This window comes from Delftia sp. K82 (assembly GCF_002193035.1).
Taxonomy (GTDB): Bacteria; Pseudomonadota; Gammaproteobacteria; order Burkholderiales; family Burkholderiaceae_C; genus Comamonas; species Comamonas acidovorans.
The window spans coordinates 402,192-421,802 of sequence record NZ_MYFL01000005.1 but is presented as its reverse complement, the minus strand read 5'-3'; the positions used below and the strand labels follow the sequence as shown (position 1 = coordinate 421,802).

19 protein-coding genes are annotated in these 19,611 nt (G+C 65.4%); 12 read left to right on the top strand and 7 right to left on the bottom strand.

Annotated elements, in window-relative coordinates; translation table 11 throughout:
* Positions 1–382: 382 nt before the first annotated feature.
* Entirely contained in the window at positions 383–808 is a 426-nt protein-coding gene (locus KDK82_RS28720) for a hypothetical protein (protein WP_088166869.1), read from the bottom strand.
* Between the two features lie 131 nt (positions 809–939).
* Between KDK82_RS28720 and KDK82_RS28715 the strand changes: the two genes are divergently transcribed.
* A complete protein-coding gene (locus KDK82_RS28715) occupies positions 940–1,758 on the top strand; it encodes a helix-turn-helix domain-containing protein (protein WP_088166868.1) in 819 nt (272 codons plus the stop codon).
* Positions 1,759–1,834: 76 nt separating this feature from the next.
* Here the strand turns inward: KDK82_RS28715 and acnB are convergent, their stop codons facing one another.
* The 5 genes from acnB to KDK82_RS28690 form a co-directional block, all read right to left on the bottom strand.
* Complete coding sequence (gene acnB, locus KDK82_RS28710) at positions 1,835–4,426, bottom strand: bifunctional aconitate hydratase 2/2-methylisocitrate dehydratase (protein ID WP_012204353.1); 2,592 nt, start codon at positions 4,424–4,426, stop codon at positions 1,835–1,837.
* 63 nt (positions 4,427–4,489) lie between these two features.
* The gene (locus tag KDK82_RS28705; protein ID WP_013803433.1) at positions 4,490–5,077 is read right to left on the bottom strand and encodes a hypothetical protein; all 588 of its coding nucleotides are present in this window, start codon (positions 5,075–5,077) and stop codon (positions 4,490–4,492) included.
* Between the two features lie 31 nt (positions 5,078–5,108).
* Positions 5,109–6,128 (bottom strand): CoA ester lyase, encoded by a 1,020-nt coding sequence (locus KDK82_RS28700; protein WP_012204351.1) that lies wholly within the window; start codon positions 6,126–6,128, stop codon positions 5,109–5,111.
* Positions 6,125–6,931, bottom strand: a complete 807-nt coding sequence (tam, locus tag KDK82_RS28695) for a trans-aconitate 2-methyltransferase (protein ID WP_013803434.1) — start codon at positions 6,929–6,931, stop codon at positions 6,125–6,127. Before tam ends, KDK82_RS28700 begins: the two co-directional genes overlap by 4 nt.
* Before the next feature lie 14 nt (positions 6,932–6,945).
* Positions 6,946–7,932: a malate dehydrogenase gene (locus KDK82_RS28690; RefSeq protein WP_088166867.1), complete on the bottom strand. Its 987-nt coding sequence runs from the start codon at positions 7,930–7,932 to the stop codon at positions 6,946–6,948.
* A gap of 218 nt (positions 7,933–8,150) precedes the next feature.
* Between KDK82_RS28690 and KDK82_RS28685 the strand changes: the two genes are divergently transcribed.
* The 10 genes from KDK82_RS28685 (at position 8,151) to KDK82_RS28640 (ending at position 17,124) form a co-directional block, all read left to right on the top strand.
* The gene (locus tag KDK82_RS28685; RefSeq protein WP_012204348.1) at positions 8,151–8,939 is read left to right on the top strand and encodes a GntR family transcriptional regulator; all 789 of its coding nucleotides are present in this window, start codon (positions 8,151–8,153) and stop codon (positions 8,937–8,939) included.
* Positions 8,940–9,073: 134 nt separating this feature from the next.
* Positions 9,074–9,496, top strand: a complete 423-nt coding sequence (sdhC, locus tag KDK82_RS28680; RefSeq protein ID WP_012204347.1) for a succinate dehydrogenase, cytochrome b556 subunit — start codon at positions 9,074–9,076, stop codon at positions 9,494–9,496.
* Between the two features lie 36 nt (positions 9,497–9,532).
* Positions 9,533–9,898: a succinate dehydrogenase, hydrophobic membrane anchor protein gene (gene sdhD, locus KDK82_RS28675; protein WP_012204346.1), complete on the top strand. Its 366-nt coding sequence runs from the start codon at positions 9,533–9,535 to the stop codon at positions 9,896–9,898.
* Positions 9,899–9,931: 33 nt separating this feature from the next.
* On the top strand, positions 9,932–11,737 hold the full coding sequence (gene sdhA / locus KDK82_RS28670) for a succinate dehydrogenase flavoprotein subunit (RefSeq protein WP_012204345.1): 1,806 nt from the start codon (positions 9,932–9,934) through the stop codon (positions 11,735–11,737).
* Positions 11,738–11,764: 27 nt separating this feature from the next.
* Positions 11,765–12,469 (top strand): succinate dehydrogenase iron-sulfur subunit, encoded by a 705-nt coding sequence (locus KDK82_RS28665; RefSeq protein ID WP_012204344.1) that lies wholly within the window; start codon positions 11,765–11,767, stop codon positions 12,467–12,469.
* Positions 12,469–12,768, top strand: coding sequence for a succinate dehydrogenase assembly factor 2 (locus KDK82_RS28660; RefSeq protein WP_012204343.1), 300 nt, complete (start codon positions 12,469–12,471; stop codon positions 12,766–12,768). The genes KDK82_RS28665 and KDK82_RS28660 overlap by 1 nt, the downstream gene beginning before the upstream one ends.
* A 25-nt stretch (positions 12,769–12,793) precedes the next feature.
* Positions 12,794–14,104: a citrate synthase gene (locus KDK82_RS28655; RefSeq protein ID WP_012204342.1), complete on the top strand. Its 1,311-nt coding sequence runs from the start codon at positions 12,794–12,796 to the stop codon at positions 14,102–14,104.
* A 204-nt stretch (positions 14,105–14,308) separates the two neighbouring features.
* The gene (locus KDK82_RS28650; protein WP_034391497.1) at positions 14,309–15,007 is read left to right on the top strand and encodes a peptidoglycan recognition family protein; all 699 of its coding nucleotides are present in this window, start codon (positions 14,309–14,311) and stop codon (positions 15,005–15,007) included.
* On the top strand, positions 15,004–15,516 hold the full coding sequence (locus KDK82_RS28645; RefSeq protein WP_034391495.1) for a hypothetical protein: 513 nt from the start codon (positions 15,004–15,006) through the stop codon (positions 15,514–15,516). Before KDK82_RS28650 ends, KDK82_RS28645 begins: the two co-directional genes overlap by 4 nt.
* Positions 15,517–15,807: 291 nt before the next feature.
* Positions 15,808–17,124 (top strand): DEAD/DEAH box helicase, encoded by a 1,317-nt coding sequence (locus KDK82_RS28640; RefSeq protein WP_088166866.1) that lies wholly within the window; start codon positions 15,808–15,810, stop codon positions 17,122–17,124.
* A gap of 11 nt (positions 17,125–17,135) precedes the next feature.
* Here the strand turns inward: KDK82_RS28640 and KDK82_RS28635 are convergent, their stop codons facing one another.
* Positions 17,136–18,173: a GlxA family transcriptional regulator gene (locus tag KDK82_RS28635; protein WP_088166865.1), complete on the bottom strand. Its 1,038-nt coding sequence runs from the start codon at positions 18,171–18,173 to the stop codon at positions 17,136–17,138.
* 238 nt (positions 18,174–18,411) lie between these two features.
* Here KDK82_RS28635 and KDK82_RS28630 point away from each other — a divergent pair, with 238 nt between their 5' ends.
* Positions 18,412–19,521 carry an S-(hydroxymethyl)glutathione dehydrogenase/class III alcohol dehydrogenase gene (locus KDK82_RS28630; RefSeq protein WP_012204334.1) on the top strand — a complete coding sequence of 370 codons (1,110 nt, stop codon included), beginning with the start codon at positions 18,412–18,414 and terminating at the stop codon, positions 19,519–19,521.
* Positions 19,522–19,611 lie beyond the last annotated feature (90 nt).

Here is a 19,611-nt window from a genome sequence, read left to right as displayed (position 1 = left end):
GTGGGCTGCTCCCACCACGTCAGAAGCAGCGCAGCCCCCTGAACCGGGCCCAGCGCAGCGAAGGCCCGCACCCACTCCCCGTATGCCAGCGCCTGCGTCGGGCCGCCTGCGGGGTTGCAGTCCTGCCGAAGGACAGGACTGCTTCGTCATCTGACTCGCCGTGATTGTCTGAACGTAGCGCGCAGCGCGCAGTGAGTTCTGCGGCGAACCCCGCAGGCGGCCCGACGCAGGTTGCCCCGCAGCGCAGCGAAGGGGTCGCGGGCATCCGGGTCGTCTTTCTTTGGCCTACCTTTCTTTGACGAATCAAAGAAAGGTAGGTCGGCCGCCGGGCCGAGACCCGGCCTCGAAAAAACACCCCCCGGCAGGGGCAGAAACAGTCCCCTCACCCGACAACCACGGACCGCGCAGCGCCGACAACATCCCGCGTGCGCCGCAACCCAGTCCACTGCAACTCAGCCAACACCACAACCACCAACGCCTGCCCCAACACCCACGCCACCCCCCAGGCAGACAACCCCAACCCACCAAACGCCAGCAGCGCAACACAGCCCGCAGCCCACCCCAAATTCCCCACAACCACCAGCCCGATCAACCGCCGCGGCACAGGCGAGCGCGCCGCCATCCACGCAGCCAGCAGCGCATAGCCCAGCAAAAACCAGCCTGTGGACTGCAACAGCGCCAGAGGTAGCCCCGTCACATCCGACAGCGGCTGCCCCGCCAGCAGTTGCAAGGCGCCCGAGGCGGCGCAGGAAGCAGCATCGACCCACATCACGCGGGGCAGGAAACGGGGGGAAGCGAACATCGACATGGCGAACTCCTTGAGAGCAACAGGCACACACCGTGCATGCCATGGACTGCATGGTCCGCCGCAGGCTGCACAGGGTCGATAACCTCGCAGGTCATGGCCGCCACGCCAGCCCCGCCGCTACGATGCGGACCATGACCTCCACCGCCCATCCACCGTCCGCGCGCTCGCCCTTCGGCGACCATCTGCGCCACTGGCGCCAGCACCGCCGCCTGAGCCAGCAGGGCCTGGCGCTGGAGGCCGAGATCTCCACGCGCCACCTGAGCTATGTGGAAACCGGCCGCGCCCAGCCCAGCCGCGAGATGGTGCTGCGCCTGGTCGAGCGCCTGGGCGTGCCGCTGCGCGAGCGCAACGCGCTGCTGGTGGCCGCAGGCTATGCGCCCATGTACCAGGCCCGGCCGCTGGACCACCCGGATCTGGCCGCCGCGCGCCAGGCCGTGGACCTGGTGCTCAAGGGCCACGAACCCAATCCGGCCCTGGCCGTGGACCGGCACTGGAACCTGGTGGCCGCCAACGCCATCGTGCCGCTGCTGCTGGCCGGCGTGGCGCCCTGGCTGCTGGAGCCGCCTGTCAATGTGCTGCGCCTGAGCCTGCACCCCGAAGGCCTGGGCCCGCGCCTGGCCAACGCAGCCCATTGGCGCGCGCATCTGCTGCACCGCCTGCAGCAGCAAATTGCCGCCACGTCGGATGCGCAGTTGCAGGCGCTGCACGACGAGATTGCCGCCTACCCGTTCAAGGAAGATGGAGCGGACTCACATGGCGCAGCACCTGCCAGCCACATCGCCGTGCCCTTCGCGCTGGACACCGACCATGGCCGGCTGAACTTCATCAGCACCATCACCATCTTCGGCACGCCGGTGGATGTGACGCTGCAGGAGCTGGCCGTGGAGTCGTTCTTTCCGGCGGATGCGCAGACGCAGGAGGTGCTGGGGCGGTTGAGGAAGGCTGCGTAAACCGGAAAGTACAGAGCCAGAAAGCAGCAAAGCCCGCCGAAGCGGGCTTTGCTCATGGAGCCGGATCAGGCCGGACTCAGGCGCTCACGCCCCTGGCCACGTCCGCGTACTCTTCGATCTGGTCGAAGTTCATGTAGCGGTAGACGCTGGACTTGTCGGCATCGATCACGCCCATTTCCTTGAGGTATTCCTCCTTGGTGGGCAGTTTGCCCAGGCGCGATGCGATGGCGGCCAGCTCGGCCGAGCCCAGGAACACGTTGGTGTTCTTGCCCAGGCGGTTGGGGAAGTTGCGGGTCGAGGTGGAGATCACCGTCGCGCCTTCGCGGACCTGGGCCTGGTTGCCCATGCACAGCGAGCAGCCCGGCATTTCGGTGCGGGCACCGGCCGTGCCGAAGGCAGCGTAGTGGCCTTCCTTGATCAGCTCGTTCTGGTCCATCTTGGTGGGCGGAGCCACCCACAGCTTGACGGGGATGTCGCGCTGGCCGCCCAGCAGCTTGGCTGCTGCGCGGAAGTGGCCGATGTTGGTCATGCACGAACCGATGAAGGCTTCATCGATCTTGGTGCCGGCCACTTCGGACAGGAACTTGGCGTCATCGGGATCGTTGGGGCAGCAGACGATGGGTTCCTTGATGTCGGCCAGGTCGATCTCGAACACGGCAGCGTATTCGGCGTCCTTGTCGGCTTCGAGCAGGTCGGGCTTGGCCAGCCAGGCCTCGACCTTCTCGATGCGGCGCTGCAGCGTCTTGGCGTCGGCGTAGCCGTCGGCGATCATGTTCTTCATCAGAACGATGTTCGAGGTCAGGTACTCCTTGATCGGCTCGGGGTTGAGCTTGATCGTGCAGCCGGCAGCCGAGCGCTCGGCCGAGGCGTCGGACAGCTCGAAGGCCTGTTCCACCTTCAGGTCGGGCAGACCTTCGATTTCCAGGATGCGGCCCGAGAAGATGTTCTTCTTGCCGGCCTTGGCCACGGTCAGCGCGCCTGCCTTGATGGCGTACAGGGGAATGGCGTGCACGAGGTCACGCAGGGTGACGCCGGGCTGCATTTCGCCCTTGAAGCGCACGAGCACGGACTCGGGCATGTCCAGGGGCATCACGCCCGTGGCGGCGCCGAAGGCCACCAGGCCGGAACCTGCGGGGAAGGAGATGCCGATGGGGAAGCGCGTGTGCGAGTCACCGCCCGTGCCCACGGTGTCGGGCAGCAGCAGGCGGTTGAGCCAGGAGTGGATCACGCCGTCACCGGGACGCAGGGCCACGCCGCCGCGGTTGCTGATGAAGGCAGGCAGCTCGCGGTGCGTCTTGACGTCCACGGGCTTGGGGTAGGCAGCCGTGTGGCAGAAGGACTGCATGACCATGTCGGCCGAGAAGCCCAGGCAGGCCAGGTCCTTGAGCTCGTCGCGGGTCATGGGGCCGGTGGTGTCCTGCGAACCCACGGTGGTCATGCGCGGCTCGCAGTAGGTACCGGGGCGCACGCCCTGGCCTTCCGGCAGGCCGACGGCGCGGCCGACCATCTTCTGGGCCAGCGTGAAGCCGGCGTTCGAAGCAGCGGGCGCCTGGGGCAGGCGGAACACGGTGGAGGCAGACAGGCCCAGGAATTCGCGGGCCTTGGCGGTCAGCGAGCGGCCGATGATCAGGTTGATGCGGCCGCCGGCGCGCACTTCGTCGAACAGCACGTCGCTCTTGAGCTGGAACTCGGCGACGGTTTCGCCGTTCTTGACCAGCTTGCCGTCATAGGGCAGCACGTCGATGACGTCGCCCATTTCGAGCTTGGTGACATCGACTTCGATGGGCAGCGAGCCCGAATCTTCCTGCGTGTTGAAGAAGATGGGAGCAATCTTGCCGCCCAGGGTCACGCCGCCGAAGCGCTTGTTGGGCACGAAGGGGATGTCCTGGCCCGTGGCCCAGACGATGGAGTTGGTGGCCGACTTGCGCGAGGAGCCGGTGCCGACCACGTCGCCCACGTAGGCGACCAGGTGGCCCTTCTTCTTGAGGTCGTCGATGAACTGCATCGGGCCGCGCTTGCCGTCTTCCTCGGGCTTGAAGGCCGCGTCGGGACGGGTGTTCTTGAGCATGGCCAGGTAGTGCAGCGGGATGTCCGGACGGCTCCAGGCATCGGGCGCGGGCGACAGGTCGTCGGTGTTGGTCTCGCCGGGCACCTTGAAGACGGTGACGGTGATCTTCTTGTCCACTTCGGGGCGCGAGGTGAACCACTCGGCGTCAGCCCAGCTCTTCATGACTTCCTGGGCCTTGGCGTTGCCGGCCTTGGCCTTGGTGGCCACGTCGTTGAAGAAGTCGAACATCAGCAGCGTCTTCTTCAGCGCATCGGCGGCCACGCCGGCGACTTCGGCGTCGTCCAGCAGCTCGATCAGGGGATGCACGTTGTAGCCGCCCACCATGGTGCCCAGCAGCTCGGTGGCCTTGGCCTTGGAGATGAGAGCCACCTGGATGTCACCGTGGGCCACGGCTGCCAGGAAGCTGGCCTTGACCTTGGCGGCATCGTCCACGCCCGGAGGAACGCGGTGCGTGAGCAGGTCGAGCAGGAAGGCGTCCTCGCCAGCGGGCGGGTTCTTGATCAGCTCGATCAGTTCGGCAACCTGCTTGGCTTCCAGCGGCAGCGGGGGGATACCGAGCGCGGCGCGTTCGGCCACGTGGTCACGGTAGGCTTTCAACATGATTCTCTCTCCATGGTTTTCTAAAGTGGGGCTGCTTGCGGGACGCTCAGGTCCGGGCCTGGATTACTGGCCGGCGGGCTTGGGTGCTTCCAGCAGGCTGGGAGGCGGGTTCTTCTTGATGGCCTCGGCCACCTGAAGCTGATCGGGGCTCATGCATTCGTCGGCCAGGCGCTGGCCGACCTTCTGGTTCATGAGCATCGATTTGTTGGCGATCTGCAGCCAGACGGCGCCGGCATGCTTGTCTTCCAGGCGCACGGTGCCGGTCGAGGTCTTGACGGGCGACATGTGGTACTTGAAGCCCTTGCCGTCGATGTTGAAGTAACCCGGGTTGGCCTGGTCGGCCGTCACATTGACGAAGGCGCCCAGCTCGCAGGGGATGCGGCCGGTGTGCACGCGCTCGGAAATGGCCAGGTCTTCGGCGGACAGCGGCTGTTGGGCAGCAGTTGCGACGGCGGCCGCACCGCCGACGGCGGCAGCGCCGGCAGCGGCCTTGGCCGTGGTGGCCTTCTTGGCGGGGGCCTTCTTGGCCGCAGGCTTGGCAGCAGCCTTGGCCGGTGCCTTCTTTGCGGTGGCGGGCTCGGCGGCGCTGGCACCCAGGCCCATGGCCAGCAAGGGGGCTGCGATCAGGATGGAGGCGATAGCTGTCTTCATACGTTGGGCTCCTGCAAATTCCCGGTGTGGGCTAAGCAAGTGATTCTGATGCAAACCAGGGCTGCACCTGTGGGGGCAGCGCCTGGCCGGTCTGGTGGGCACGTGTGAGCAACTGCCAGAAATAGCGGTAGCTCGCCCGGTCATGTAATACACCATCCACGCTGACGGGCGCCCAATCGGCGGCCTCGGCGGCGGTAAGTATTTGTGCGGCCTGCGCCACTTCGTCGGCCTGGGGCGCGAAGGCGGCGAGGATGGGGCGGATCTGGTCCGGGTGGATGCTCCACATGCGGGTATAGCCGAGCCGCCGTGACGCCTGTGTGGCAGCGGCCTGCAGCGCCTGTGGATTCCTGAATTCGGTGACCACGCAGTGCGATGGCACCTTGCCGTGCGCGTGGCAGGCAGCTGCGATCTCCAGCTTGGCACGCACGACCAGCGGATGGTCGAACTGGCCGGCCGAGCCCATGGCCGAGGCAGGAATCGCGCCGCCATGGGCCGAGACGAAGTCCATCAGGCCGAAGGAAATGCTCTGCACGCGAGGATGCGCGGCAATGTCGAAGGCACGGTGCACGGCGGCGGGCGACTCGATGAGCACATGCAGCGGCAGTTCGCGGCAGCCCAGTCGGCCCAGATGCCGCTCGGCCAGCAGCACGTCATCCACGCTTTCCACCTTGGGCAGCATGAGGTGGCACAGGCGGTCGCCGGCCTCGCCGACGATGATGTCCAGGTCCTGCGCGAAGCTGGCGTGGTCCACGGCATGCACGCGCGCAGCCACGCGGGCACCGGGCGCGGCATCGCGCGCCAGCGAGGCCACCAGGCGCGCATGGGCCGCCTCCTGGCCCACGGGGGCGCCGTCCTCGCAGTCCAGCGTGACGTCGAACACGCAGGTACCGAACTCGGCCATCATCTCGGCCTGCAGCTGCAGGCTCTTGCGCATGCGCACTTCCACGCCGCTGTAGTGGTCGCAGACGGGCAGGTGCAGGGCACCGCCCTGCGCATCGAGCAGCACCTGGGCCGGGTGTGCGCGAGAGGGTGTGGACGTGGCGGCGGTCATGGCTTGCGCTGGGCGACGATGAACAGGCGGGGGAAGGCCAGCAGGCGCCGGCCGTCGGCGCGCACGCCGTAGGCGGCGTCCACGCGGTTTTCGTATTCGGTGAGGAAGTCGGCCTGCAGGGCTTCGGGCAGGCCCTCGACGAAGGGCTTGAGGCCGGTGCCGCGCAGCCACTGGACGATGGCGCCGGCCGAGTCCATCGGATGCTGGTAGACGGTGTGCCAGACATCGACGGCGCCGGCCTCGACGCCGGCCTGCTCCTGCGGGCCGGCCAGCAGGTCGTAGTAGCTGCGAATGGGCAGGATGTCGGCCCGCACCTTGGCGGCATCGCCGATGTAGGCGGCAAATTTGGGCAGGCTGGCGATCTCGCGCATCACGCGGTGCGTGGCCTCCTGCCGGTTGTCGGGCATCTGTATCGCCAGCACGCCCCCTGGCGCCAGTTGGGCGAACAGGCGGGGTATCAGCGTTTCATGCTCCCCCACCCACTGGAGGGAGGCATTGGCATAAATCAGGTCGGGAGCGCTCTCGCCGGGGGCGGGCGTCCAGGAAGCAATGTCGGCCAGCGCGAAGCGGGCCTCAGGCAGATGCTGGCGCGCGGTGGCCAGCATCGCCTGGGAGTTGTCTATGCCGGTGATCGTGGCACCGGCATAGCGCTGTGCAAGCAGCTCGGTGGAATTGCCCGGCCCGCATCCCAGGTCCACCACATGGCGGGCCTGGGCCAAGGGCACACGCGCCAGCAGCTCGGCTGCGGGGCGCGTACGCTCATTGGCGAAACGCAGGTAAAGCGCGGGATTCCAGTCGAGCATGGCTTGCCGGCGGCTTACAGCAGGTGCTTGACGCCGTCCTGTTCGCCTTGCAGCTCGGCCAGGGTCTTGTCGATGCACTCTTGCGAGAAGGCGTCGATTTCCAGGCCTTCGACGATCTTGTACTCGCCGTTCTCGGTGGTGACCGGGAAGCCGAAGACGATGCCAGCGGGGATGCCGTATTCGCCGTTGGAGGGCACGCCCATGGTGACCCATTCGCCGCCCGAGCCCAGGGCCCAGTCGCGCATGTGGTCGATGGCAGCGTTGGCAGCCGAGGCAGCCGAGGACAGGCCGCGGGCGGCAATGATGGCGGCGCCACGCTTGCCGACGGTGGGCAGGAACACGTCCTTGTTCCAGGCCTGGTCGTTGATCTTGGCCTTGACGCTTTCACCGTTGACGGTGGCGAAGCGGTAGTCGGCGTACATCGTGGGCGAGTGGTTGCCCCAGACGGTCAGCTTGCGGATGTCGCCCACCTTGAAGCCGGCCTTGGCAGCCAGTTGCGAGGCAGCGCGGTTGTGGTCCAGGCGCAGCATGGCGGTGAAGTTCTTGGCCGGCAGGTCCGAAGCCGACTTCATGGCGATGTAGGCGTTGGTGTTGGCGGGGTTGCCGACGACCAGCACCTTCACGTTGCGCGAGGCAGCGGCGTTCAGCGCCTTGCCCTGGGCGGTGAAGATCTGTGCGTTGGCAGCCAGCAGGTCGGCACGTTCCATGCCGGGGCCGCGGGGACGCGCGCCGACCAGCAGGGCGTAGTCGGTGTCCTTGAAGGCTTGCAGGGGGTCGGAGTGGGCTTCGATGCCGGCCAGCAGGGGGAAGGCGCAGTCTTCGAGTTCCATGATCACGCCCTTGAGCGCGTTCTGGGCCTTCTCGTCGGGAATCTCCAGCAGTTGCAGAATGACGGGCTGGTCCTTACCCAGCATTTCGCCGGAGGCGATGCGGAACAGCAGGGCGTAACCAATTTGACCGGCGGCACCGGTGACGGCGACACGAACGGGCTTCTTGCTCATGATGAAACTCCAGGGATGGGGAAAAAATCAGGTGTTATCGGCGCCAGGTCGCACCAGCGTCAGAAACCAGCAGCCCGTGCTCCGCAAACAACGCGAAAGTGTACTCCCGATTTCGAAGCCCGGTCAATTTGTCTTATGTCTTATATAAGATATGATCGACGTCTGTTTCCAAGTCTTTCATCTGCGTCGCCGGGAGCCTCCCCACCCCGAACTTTTCCATGCCAGTCCTGCCTCCCCTCGCCTCAGACAACGCCGCTCCCACCATCGGCGCGGGCGCATCGACCCCGGCCTTCAGCCCTTTGTATCAGCAGATCAAGGGACTGATACTGCAAAGCCTTGAAGCAGGCGAATGGCGGCCCGGCGAACTGATTCCCAGCGAGATGGAGCTGGCCGCGCGCTTTCGCGTGAGCCAGGGCACGGTGCGCAAGGCCATCGACGAGCTGGCCGCGGAGAACCTGGTGATGCGCCGCCAGGGCAAGGGCACCTTCGTGGCCACCCACGCGGCCCAGCATGTGCAGTACCGCTTCCTCAAGCTGCAGCCCGACGGCGGCGACCAGCAGGGCGAGGGCCGTGCCGAGCGCCGCATCATCGACTGCCGGCGCCTGCGCGCCTCCGCCGACGTGGCGCGCGGCCTGGCGCTGCGCAGCGGCGACGCCGTGATGCATGTGCGCCGCGTGCTGTCGTTCTCCGCAATCCCGACCATTTTGGAAGACATCTGGCTGCCGGGCCACGCCTTCAAGGGCCTGACCGCCGAGCAGATGTCCGCCTACCAGGGCCCCACGTATGCCATGTTCGAGCTGGACTACGGCGTGCGCATGGTGCGCGCCGACGAAAAGATCCGCGCCGTCCTGCCCGAGGCCGAACAGGCCCTGCTGCTGGATGTCCCCAGCACCACGCCCCTGCTGAGCGTGGAGCGCACCGCTTACACATACAACGATGTTCCCATGGAGTTACGCCGTGGCCTGTACCGCACCGACACCCATCACTACCGCAACGCGCTGAGCTGAACGATCCGCTCCCCAGAGAAGCGGGCGAAAATACGCAATTCCCAGCAAAGCTGTTTTTATTGCATTGCAATAGAATTTTGCATCGCCGCCCCTGAGCGATTACGAAGCAGTTACATCCACGAAAGTACCCTGCCATGACTGAGCAAGCCAAAAAGCGGCCAGAGTTCCGCAACATCAACTTCTTCAAGGACCTCCCCACCTACCGGTTGCCGCCGGCCGGCATCGTGTCCATCCTGCACCGCATCAGCGGCCTGCTGATGTTCATCCTGCTGCCTTTCATCCTGTGGATGATGGACATGTCGCTGACTTCGGAGATCTCCTTCGACGGCTTCACCTCGGTTTTCGCGGGTCCCTTCGGATGGTTCCTCAAGCTCGTGTGCCTGGCATTGATCTGGGCCTACCTGCACCACTTTTGCGCCGGCGTCCGCCACCTGTTCATGGATGTGAACCACCACGCCGTCAACAAGCAGTTCGGCAAGTCCTCGGCCCTGGTGGTGCTGGTCCTGAGCGTTGGCCTGACCCTGATCCTGGGTGCCAAGCTGTTCGGCCTGTACTGATTCACGATCTCTCCCTCACGATAAGGAAAAAGAACCATGTCCGTGAATTACGGCTCCAAGCGCACCGTGGTCGGTGCGCACTACGGCATCCGCGACTGGATGGTGCAGCGCGTCACCGGCGTGCTGATGGCACTGTTCACCATCGTGCTGCTGGCCAAGCTGATCTTCAGCACCGGCTCCGTCGGCTATGACCTGTGGGCCGGCATCTTTGCCCCGCAGTGGATGAAGTTCCTGACCTTCGCCGTGATCGTCTCGCTGGCCTGGCACGTCTGGGTCGGCGTGCGCGACATCTGGATGGACTACGTCAAGCCCGTGGGCCTGCGCCTGGTGCTGAACGTTTTCACCCTGGTCTGGCTCGTCGGCTGCGCCGGCTGGGGCATCCAGATCCTGTGGCGTATCTGATAGAGACGCGGTCTCCACGATTGAAGGTTAAGAATGAGCTACTCCAAAGCAAACATCACCAAGCGCAAGTTTGACGTCGTCATCGTCGGCGCTGGCGGCTCCGGCCTGCGTGCCGCGCTGGAACTGTCGCGCGCCGGCCTGTCCGTGGCCTCGCTGTCCAAGGTCTTCCCCACGCGCTCGCACACCGTGGCTGCGCAGGGCGGCGTGTCCGCTTCGCTGGGCAACATGAGCGAAGACAACTGGCACTACCACTTCTACGACACCATCAAGGGCTCCGACTGGCTCGGCGACCAGGATGCGATCGAGTTCATGTGCCGCGAAGCGCCCAACGTCGTGATCGAGCTGGAACACTTCGGCATGCCGTTCGACCGCAACCCCGACGGCACCATCTACCAGCGTCCCTTCGGCGGCCACACGGCCAACTACGGTGAAAAGCCCGTGCAGCGCGCCTGCGCCGCGGCCGACCGTACCGGCCACGCCATGCTGCACACGCTGTACCAGCAGAACGTCAAGTCCAAGACCAACTTCTTCGTGGAGTGGATGGCGCTGGACCTGATCCGCAACACCCAGGGCGACGTGGTCGGCGTGACCGCCATCGAACTGGAAACCGGCGACCTGTATGAGCTGCACGCCAAGGCCGTGCTGCTGGCCACGGGTGGCGCTGGCCGCATCTTCCAGGCATCGACCAATGCCTTCATCAACACCGGCGACGGCCTGGGCATGGCTGCACGCGCAGGCATCCCGCTGCAGGACATGGAGTTCTGGCAGTTCCACCCCACCGGCGTGGCCGGCGCGGGTGTGCTGCTGACCGAAGGCTGCCGTGGCGAAGGCGCCATCCTGCTCAACAGCGAAGGCGAACGCTTCATGGAGCGCTACGCTCCCACGCTGAAGGATCTGGCACCGCGCGACTTCGTGTCCCGCTCCATGGACCAGGAAATCAAGGAAGGCCGTGGCTGTGGTCCCAACAAGGACTACATCCTGATGAAGCTGGACCACCTGGGTGCAGACACCATCCGCAAGCGCCTGCCTTCGGTGGAAGAGATCGGCCACAACTTCGCCAACGTGGACATCACCAAGGAACCGATTCCCGTGGTGCCCACCATCCACTACCAGATGGGCGGCATTCCCACCAACATCAACGGCCAGGTCGTGGTGTGGGACGGCCAGCAGAACAACGTGGTCAATGGCCTCTATGCCGTGGGCGAATGCTCGTGCGTGTCGGTGCACGGCGCCAACCGCCTGGGCACGAACTCGCTGCTGGACCTGCTGGTCTTCGGCAAGTCGGCCGGCAAGCACATCGTGCAGTTCGTCAACGGCTTCGGCGACCACAAGGCCGTGCCGGCCGATGGCTCCGAGCGCACGCTCACGCGCCTGAACCAGCTCGACGACTCCAAGGAAGGCACCTACGCCCAGGACCTGGCTGGCGACATCCGCGCCACCATGCAGCAGCATGCCGGCGTGTTCCGCACGCAAAAGAGCATGGACGAAGGCGAAGTCAAGATCAACGCCATCCGCGAACGCGTGGGCTCCGTGACCCTCAAGGACAAGTCCAAGGTCTGGAACACCGCCCGCATGGAAGCGCTGGAAGTGGACAACCTGATCGAAGTGGCCCAGGCCACCATGATCTCGGCCGCTGCCCGCCACGAATGCCGCGGCGCCCACACCGTGTACGACTACGAGCATCCTGCCGACCACGCCGAGTTCCCGCTGGGCCGCAATGACAAGGAATGGCTCAAGCACACCCTGTGGTACAGCGCCACCAACAGCCTGGACTACAAGCCCGTGAACCTGAAGCCCCTCACGGTGGACAGCGTGCCGCCCAAGGTCCGCACGTTCTAATCCAGCAGCCCACGAGAGAACAGACAAATGAAGCGCACTTTCAAGATCTACCGCTACGACCCGGACAAGGATGCCAAGCCCTACATGCAGACCGTCGAGGTCGAGCTGGACGGCCACGAGCGCATGCTGCTGGACGCCCTGGTCAAGCTCAAGGAGATGGACCCCTCCATCTCGTTCCGCCGCTCCTGCCGCGAAGGCGTGTGCGGCTCGGACGCGATGAACATCAATGGCAAGAACGGCCTGGCCTGCCTGACGAACATGAAGACCCTGCAGGGCGACATCGTTCTCAAGCCCCTGCCCGGCCTGCCCGTGATCCGCGACCTGATCGTGGACATGACGCAGTTCTTCAAGCAGTACCACTCGATCAAGCCCTACCTGCAGAACGACAGCTTCGCGTCTCCCACCAAGGAACGCCTGCAGTCGCCTGAAGAGCGCGAAGAGCTCAACGGCCTGTACGAGTGCATTCTGTGCGCCAGCTGCTCCACCAGCTGCCCCAGCTTCTGGTGGAACCCCGACAAGTTCGTGGGCCCGGCCGGCCTGCTGCAGGCCTACCGCTTCATCGCGGACAGCCGCGACGAGGCCACGGGTGACCGCCTTGACAACCTGGAAGATCCGTACCGCCTCTTCCGTTGCCACACCATCATGAACTGCGTGGACGTGTGCCCCAAGCACCTGAACCCCACGCAGGCCATTGGCAAGATCAAGGAACTGATGGTCCGCCGGGCCATCTGATGACCATGACGAATACTCTGCTCGACGAACGCGAGCGAGACCTGCTGCGCTGGCGCTGCCGGCGTGGCCTGGTCGAGAACGACCTGTTCATCGCGCAGTTCTTCGCCACCTACGGAGACCAGCTCACGCGGAGACACGCGAGCGGTCTGTCTGCCTTGATGGACCTGGCAGACAACGACCTGATGGACCTCTTCTTGCGCCGCAAGGAGCCTGAAGGTGAACTCGATACCCAAGAAATCAGGGAAGTTCTGGAACTGGTGCGCAAGCGCAAGCCCGGTTCTCTCCCGCTAGTAGGCTAGGCAATCTAGAGAAGGAAGTTTGGAAATGAAACTCGCAGACAACAAAGCAACGCTGTCTTTCAGCAACGGCGCCCCCAGCGTCGAGCTGCCCGTCTACCAGGGCAACGTCGGTCCCGACGTGGTGGACATCCGCAAGCTGTACGCGCAGACCGGCATGTTCACCTATGACCCGGGCTTCCTCTCTACCGCCTCGTGCCAGTCCGCCATCACCTACATCGATGGCGACAAGGGCGAGCTGCTGTACCGCGGCTACCCCATCGAGCAGCTGGCAAAGAACTGCGACTACCTCGAGACCTGTTACCTGCTGCTGTACGGCGAGCTGCCCAACGAGTCCGAGAAGGCCGACTTCGTCGAGCGCGTGACCAAGCACACCATGGTCAACGAGCAGATGCAGTTCTTCCTGCGTGGTTTCCGCCGTGACGCCCACCCCATGGCCGTCCTGACGGGTCTGGTCGGCGGCATGTCGGCCTTCTACCACGACAACATGGACATCAACAACGCCGAGCACCGCGACATCGCCGCGATCCGCCTGATCGCCAAGATGCCTACGCTGGTCTCCATGGCCTACAAGTACGGCATCGGTGCTCCGTACATGTACCCCAAGAACGACCTGAGCTACGCCGGCAACTTCATGCGCATGATGTTCGGCAACCCCTGCGAGGAGTTCAAGGTGAACCCCGTGGTCGAGCGCGCGCTGGACCGCATCTTCATCCTGCACGCAGACCACGAGCAAAACGCCTCCACCTCCACCGTGCGCCTGTGCGGCTCGTCGGGCACCAACCCCTTCGCAGCCATCTCGGCCGGCGTGGCCTGCCTGTGGGGCCCTGCCCACGGCGGCGCCAACGAAGCCTGCCTGAACATGCTGGAATACCTGCAGGCCAACGGCGGCGTTGCCAAGGTCGGCGAGTTCATGGAACAGGTCAAGGACAAGAACAGCGGCGTCAAGCTGATGGGCTTCGGCCACCGCGTCTACAAGAACTACGACCCCCGCGCCAAGCTCATGCAGGAAACCTGCAATGAAGTGCTGGCCGAACTGGGCCTGGAAAAGGACCCCCTGTTCGCCCTGGCCAAGGAAGTCGAGAAGATCGCCCTGGAAGACGACTACTTCGTGCAGCGCAAGCTCTACCCGAACGTGGACTTCTACTCCGGCATCGTGCAGCGCGCCATCGGCGTGCCCGTGAACCTGTTCACCGGCATCTTCGCCCTGGCCCGCACCGTGGGCTGGATCGCCCAGCTCAACGAGCAGATGGCCGACCCCGAGTACAAGATCGGCCGTCCCCGCCAGCTGTTCACGGGCTCCGTGTCCCGCGACGTCAAGCCGATCGGCCAGCGCTGATCGCAAGTCCGGGCCTCAGCGGCCCGGCACCCAAAAGCCCCATGCCTTTGCATGGGGCTTTTTTCATTTGCGAGCCCACCGCTTCAGAAGGCCGCGCCAGTCCTAGGAACACCATTTTCGCTATCGTGGCATGCCCATTGATTGAGCCTATCCACCTTAAGGTGACCGTTGACCCTCCCTCAAACGGGATGGAGCCGCAGCGCAATGCCCGCTGCCATTCAACGCAACCCCGGGACTCACATGCTTGTCGAAATCAACAAGGACGGAATGCTCATCCATGCGCGCGTCAGGAACGCGCGCAGCCCCGCCATCGAGAGAGGAAAGCGGACCGCCGCCATCACCGGCATCGTCGTGCACCAGACCGATGCCAACACGGCCCAGTCTTCGCTCAACAGCTACAGGAACCCGAAGGCCAATGGGGCACACTTCCTGATCGACAAGGACGGCACCATCTACCAGACTGCGGCCATCTATCAGCGTGCCAACCATGTGGGCCCGCTGAAGGCGAGGTGCCTGCTTGTGGGGAAATGCAAGGCCAGGGACTATGAAGGACTGAAGGCAAAGGGGGTACACCGCATCGAGATGCTGAAGGCTCCTGGTGAACGCTATCCGAGCAATATGGAGGCCATAGGTATCGAGATGGTCGGCCGAGCGGAGTTGCCGAAGGGGTTCAAACCTTCCTCCAACGAAGCGGATTTGCCCCCCGAGAGATTGCGAGGAGAGCGCGGCCTCTATCCCGCCCCGACCCAAGCTCAGAACCGGTCACTGACATGGCTTGTTGAAGCACTGCAGGACTCCATGCAATTGTCGCCCGGTGAAGTCTTCAAACATCCCGAGGTAAGTTGGAAAAATCTGACCGAAGCAGAAGGTGCAAACTGGAACCTTCCTACGAACACACCATGAAGTACCACCAATTTTTTTGGGCAATAACTTCAGCGATGGTCATGGCCTCAACGATTCATGCTGCTGACGCCCGGTATTCTGCAAAGCACATCCAGAAAATCAATATCTTCGCCCCCTCATCAAGCAACCCCGCTTGGGAGGATAAAAAATGGCTCGATTGCGACGATGTGATCCTGACCGAGGAGGATGTGCGATATGCATTGCAGCATATACGCCGAATTTCGGAAAAAGCCTACTTCAGCGAAGAAAACATGGATAGATCCGGATGCTCCGGAGGTGCGTCCGTCACGTTCAAGAGCGGAAAGATCATCGTCATGGATATCGAGCCAACAGGGCGAATCAGAATCTTCGAGGCGAACAGGAAGCTTGAACCCCTTGGAGTGCCCTCACGCTACTACGACTGCGCTCCTTGCAACAAACGCAAGATGAACCTGCTGCAAGACGCCTTGGACCGCGCCACGGAAAGGCGGCTCAAGGAGCTGAAGAGGCAGGGCCGGCTCCCGCCTTGAGTCACGGTCTGGTCTTCTCTTGCGCGCCGGTTTCGGCAATGGCCCTGACGCTTTATTCAACGCTTCGTGCGGCCGATGCCAGATAGCCGCTCAGGCACGCGCCACCGACCCGGCTGCAACGGCTGGCGGCCTGGTGAACGACCTGCTGGCCGGCTGCGCCGCCTGGCCTGAGCGCCGGGGCCAAGCCCCCTGCTTCACGCAGCGGCGCGGTTTCGCCGACAATGCCCCCCCGGCCCTCGTGGCCGGCCCTTTCTTGCGCCGGGGTTCCGGCCCCAGCCACTCCTGCACACCATGAACTTTGCCTCCCTCGGCCTGAGCCCGGCGCTGGTCTCCAGCCTCCAAGACCTGGGCCTGGTCGATCCCACGCCCATACAGACCCAGTCCATCGCCCCCGTGCTTGCAAGCCGCGACCTCTGGGCCTGTGCGCCCACGGGCTCGGGCAAGACGGCCGCCTACCTGCTGCCGCTGCTGCAGCGCTGGATGGATGGCGGCAAGGCCCAGGGTGCCCAGGGCGGCTTTGTGCGAACCCTGACCACGCTGATCGTGGTGCCCACGCGCGAGCTGGCCCAGCAGGTCGGCGAGACGCTGTCCGACCTGGGCCGCGCGCTCAAGCAGCCACCGCGCATCGGTGTGGTCTATGGCGGCGTGTCCATCAACCCGCAGATGATGATGCTGCGCGGCAGTGCCGACTTCCTGGTGGCCACGCCGGGCCGCCTGCTGGACCTGGTGGAGCACAACGCCGTGCGCCTGTCCGCCGTGCGCCACCTGGTGCTGGACGAGGCCGACCGCCTGCTGGACCTGGGCTTCCAGGACGAGCTGCAGCGCGTGCTGGCCCTGCTGCCGAAGCAACGCCAGACCCTGCTGTTCTCGGCCACCTATCCCGATGCCGTGCAATCGCTGGCCACGGGCCTGCTGCACGATCCCGTTCAGGCACGCGTCGATGCCGCCGAAGGCCAGGATGCCGCCAGCCCGCAAAGCATCACCCAGCGCGCCATTGCCGTGGACCGCGCCCGCCGCACGCAATTGCTGCGCCAGCTGGTGCAGGGCGACACCGCTGCGGGCACCGACCCTGTCACGCTCGAACGTGCCCTGGTCTTTGTGGCCACGCGGCACACGGCCGAACTGGTGGCTGAAAAGCTCTACAAGGCCGGCATCTTCGCCACGGCCTTCCATGGCGACCTGAGCCAGGGCGCACGCAAGGAAGCGCTGGCCGACTTCAAGGCCAAGCGCTGGCAAGTGATGATCACCACCGACCTGGCGGCGCGCGGCATCGACATCACCCAGCTGCCCCTGGTCGTCAACTACGACCTGCCGCGCTCGGCCACCGACTATGTGCACCGCATCGGCCGCACGGGCCGCGCGGGCGAGGACGGCACGGCCATCAGCTTCGTGACGCCGGCCGACCAGGCGCACTGGGCGCTGATCTGCAAGCGCAACCAGCTGGACCTTGAACTGGAGCAGTTGCCGGGCTTCGAGCCCACCGAGCCCGTGCCGCCGCCTCCGGTGGCGCAGGACGGCAACGGCGGCATCAAGGGCCGCCGCCCCAGCAAGAAGGACAAGCTGCGCGCCGCGGCCGCCGAAGCAGCCGAGACCGCAAAAAAGAACTGAGCGTTTCCGGTTCAGCCCGCGCCGCCGCGCCCACCAAAGCGATCCCGGTACGCCACCGGGGTAATGCCCAGGTGGCGCACGAACAGGTGGCGCAGCGCCTGCTCCGAGCCCAGGCCCACGCGCGCGGCCACGGTCTTGAGCGGCAGATGGGCCTGGCTTTCCAGCAGCTGCTTGGCCGCCTCCAGCCGCGCGCTTTCGACAAAGGCCGTGGGGCTTTGCCCCGTTTCCTGCTGGAACACGCGGCGCAGGTGCCGCTCGCTCATGTGCGCCTGCTCGGCCATCTGCGCAAGGGTCAGGGGCTCGGCCAGATGGGCCATCACCCACTGCTGCACGGCCTGCACGCCGCCGTGCTGCGCGGCCTGGGCCGCCAGCGGCACGCTGAACTGCGACTGCCCGCCGGGACGCTTGAGGTACATGACCAGGTCGCGCGCCACCTCCAGCGCCAGCGCGTGGCCGAAATCCTCCTCCACCACGGCCAGGGCCAGGTCGATGCCGGCCGTCACGCCGGCCGAGGTCCACAGCTGGCGGCTGCCTGCGCCATCGCGGATTTCCTCGCGCAGGTAGATGGCATCGGCATCGACCTGCACGCGCGGATGGCGCTGGGCCAGTTGCGCCGTCACGCTCCAGTGCGTGGCCGCGCGCCGGCCGTCCAGCAAGCCCGCCTCGGCCAGGAAGAAGCTGCCCGAGCACAGCGCAATCAGCCGCTGCACGCGCGGCGCCACGCGGCCCAGCCAGGCGACCAGCTCGCCCGAGCCGCCCAGCACCTGCTCGATATGGCGCGAGCCCACGACGACCACGGTGCAGCCCATGCCTGCAGCCTCCAGCCCGGCCAGCGTATGCGTGGCCTCCAGCGACATCAGCGTGTCCGAGCGCACGGCCCCTTGCCGCTGCGAGACCACGCGCACCTCGTAGCCGTCGCTCTGGCCGCGCGCGCGCAGGTGCACGTTGGCATAGTCGAACACCGACATGGGTCCTATGGCCTCCAGCGCCTTGAAGCCGGGGTAGACGACAAGATCGATGCGGTGGGCGCTGGCGTGGCGGTGGTCCATGGGAAACGGCGGGCTCGGAGGCGGTCAGGGTGGAAAGAATGGGGCGGACTATACGAAAAGACGCAAGCACCCACGGCCAGCAGGCCCGGCCGAAGCCGGCCACACCCCTCAGATTCGGACATATCACCTGGGGCTGCGGCCATGATGCGGCCGGACCGCCCGGCCATGGCCTACATTCAAGGCTTCGCGGAGCGCGCGCACTGCCGTTCCTGAGCCACCCCGACAGAAAGACACGCCCATGAAATCCAAAGCCGCCGTCGCCTTCAAGGCTGGAGAACCCCTGCAGATCGTCGAGATCGACGTGGCCCCCCCGAAGAAGGGCGAGGTCCTGATCAAGATCACCCACACCGGCGTCTGCCACACCGACGCGTTCACGCTGTCGGGCGACGACCCGGAAGGCATCTTCCCCGCCGTGCTCGGCCATGAAGGCGCGGGCATCGTCGTCGAGGTCGGCGAAGGCGTGACCAGCGTCAAGCCCGGCGACCACGTGATCCCGCTGTACACGGCCGAATGCGGCGAATGCCTGTTCTGCAAGAGCGGCAAGACCAACCTGTGCGTTTCCGTGCGCGCCACCCAGGGCAAGGGCGTGATGCCCGACGGCACCACGCGCTTTTCGTACAACGGCGAGCCCATCTACCACTACATGGGCTGCTCCACCTTCAGCGAGTACACCGTGGTCGCCGAAGTCTCGCTGGCCAAGATCCACCCCGATGCCAACCCCGAGCAGGTCTGCCTGCTGGGCTGCGGCGTGACCACGGGCCTGGGTGCCGTCAAGAACACCGCCAAGGTCCAGGAAGGCGACACCGTGGCCGTGTTCGGCCTGGGCGGCATCGGCCTGGCCGTGATCCAGGGCGCCAAGCTGGCCAAGGCCGGCCGCATCATCGCCGTGGACACCAACCCCTCCAAGTTCGACCTGGCCCGCACCTTCGGCGCCACCGACTGCGTGAATCCCAAGGATTTCGACAAGCCCATCCAGCAGGTCATCGTCGAGATGACGGGCTGGGGCGTGGACCACAGCTTCGAGTGCATCGGCAACGTCAACGTGATGCGTGCCGCCCTGGAATGCGCGCACCGCGGCTGGGGCCAGTCGGTCATCATCGGCGTGGCCGGCGCGGGCCAGGAAATCTCCACACGCCCCTTCCAGCTGGTGACGGGCCGCAAGTGGCTGGGCACGGCCTTCGGCGGCGTCAAGGGCCGCAGCGAGCTGCCCGGCATGGTCGAGCAGGCCATGAGCGGCGAGATCCAGCTGGCCCCCTTCGTCACGCACACCATGGGCCTGCCGGAGATCAACGAGGCTTTTGACCTGATGCATGAAGGCAAGTCCATCCGCTCCGTCGTCGTCTACTGAAGCTCCCCCTGAGGCGCTGCGCGCCTTCCCCCTCTCTACTCGCTACGCGAGGAAGGGGGACGACGCCCTCGGCTGGGCGCCCCCGCCGCG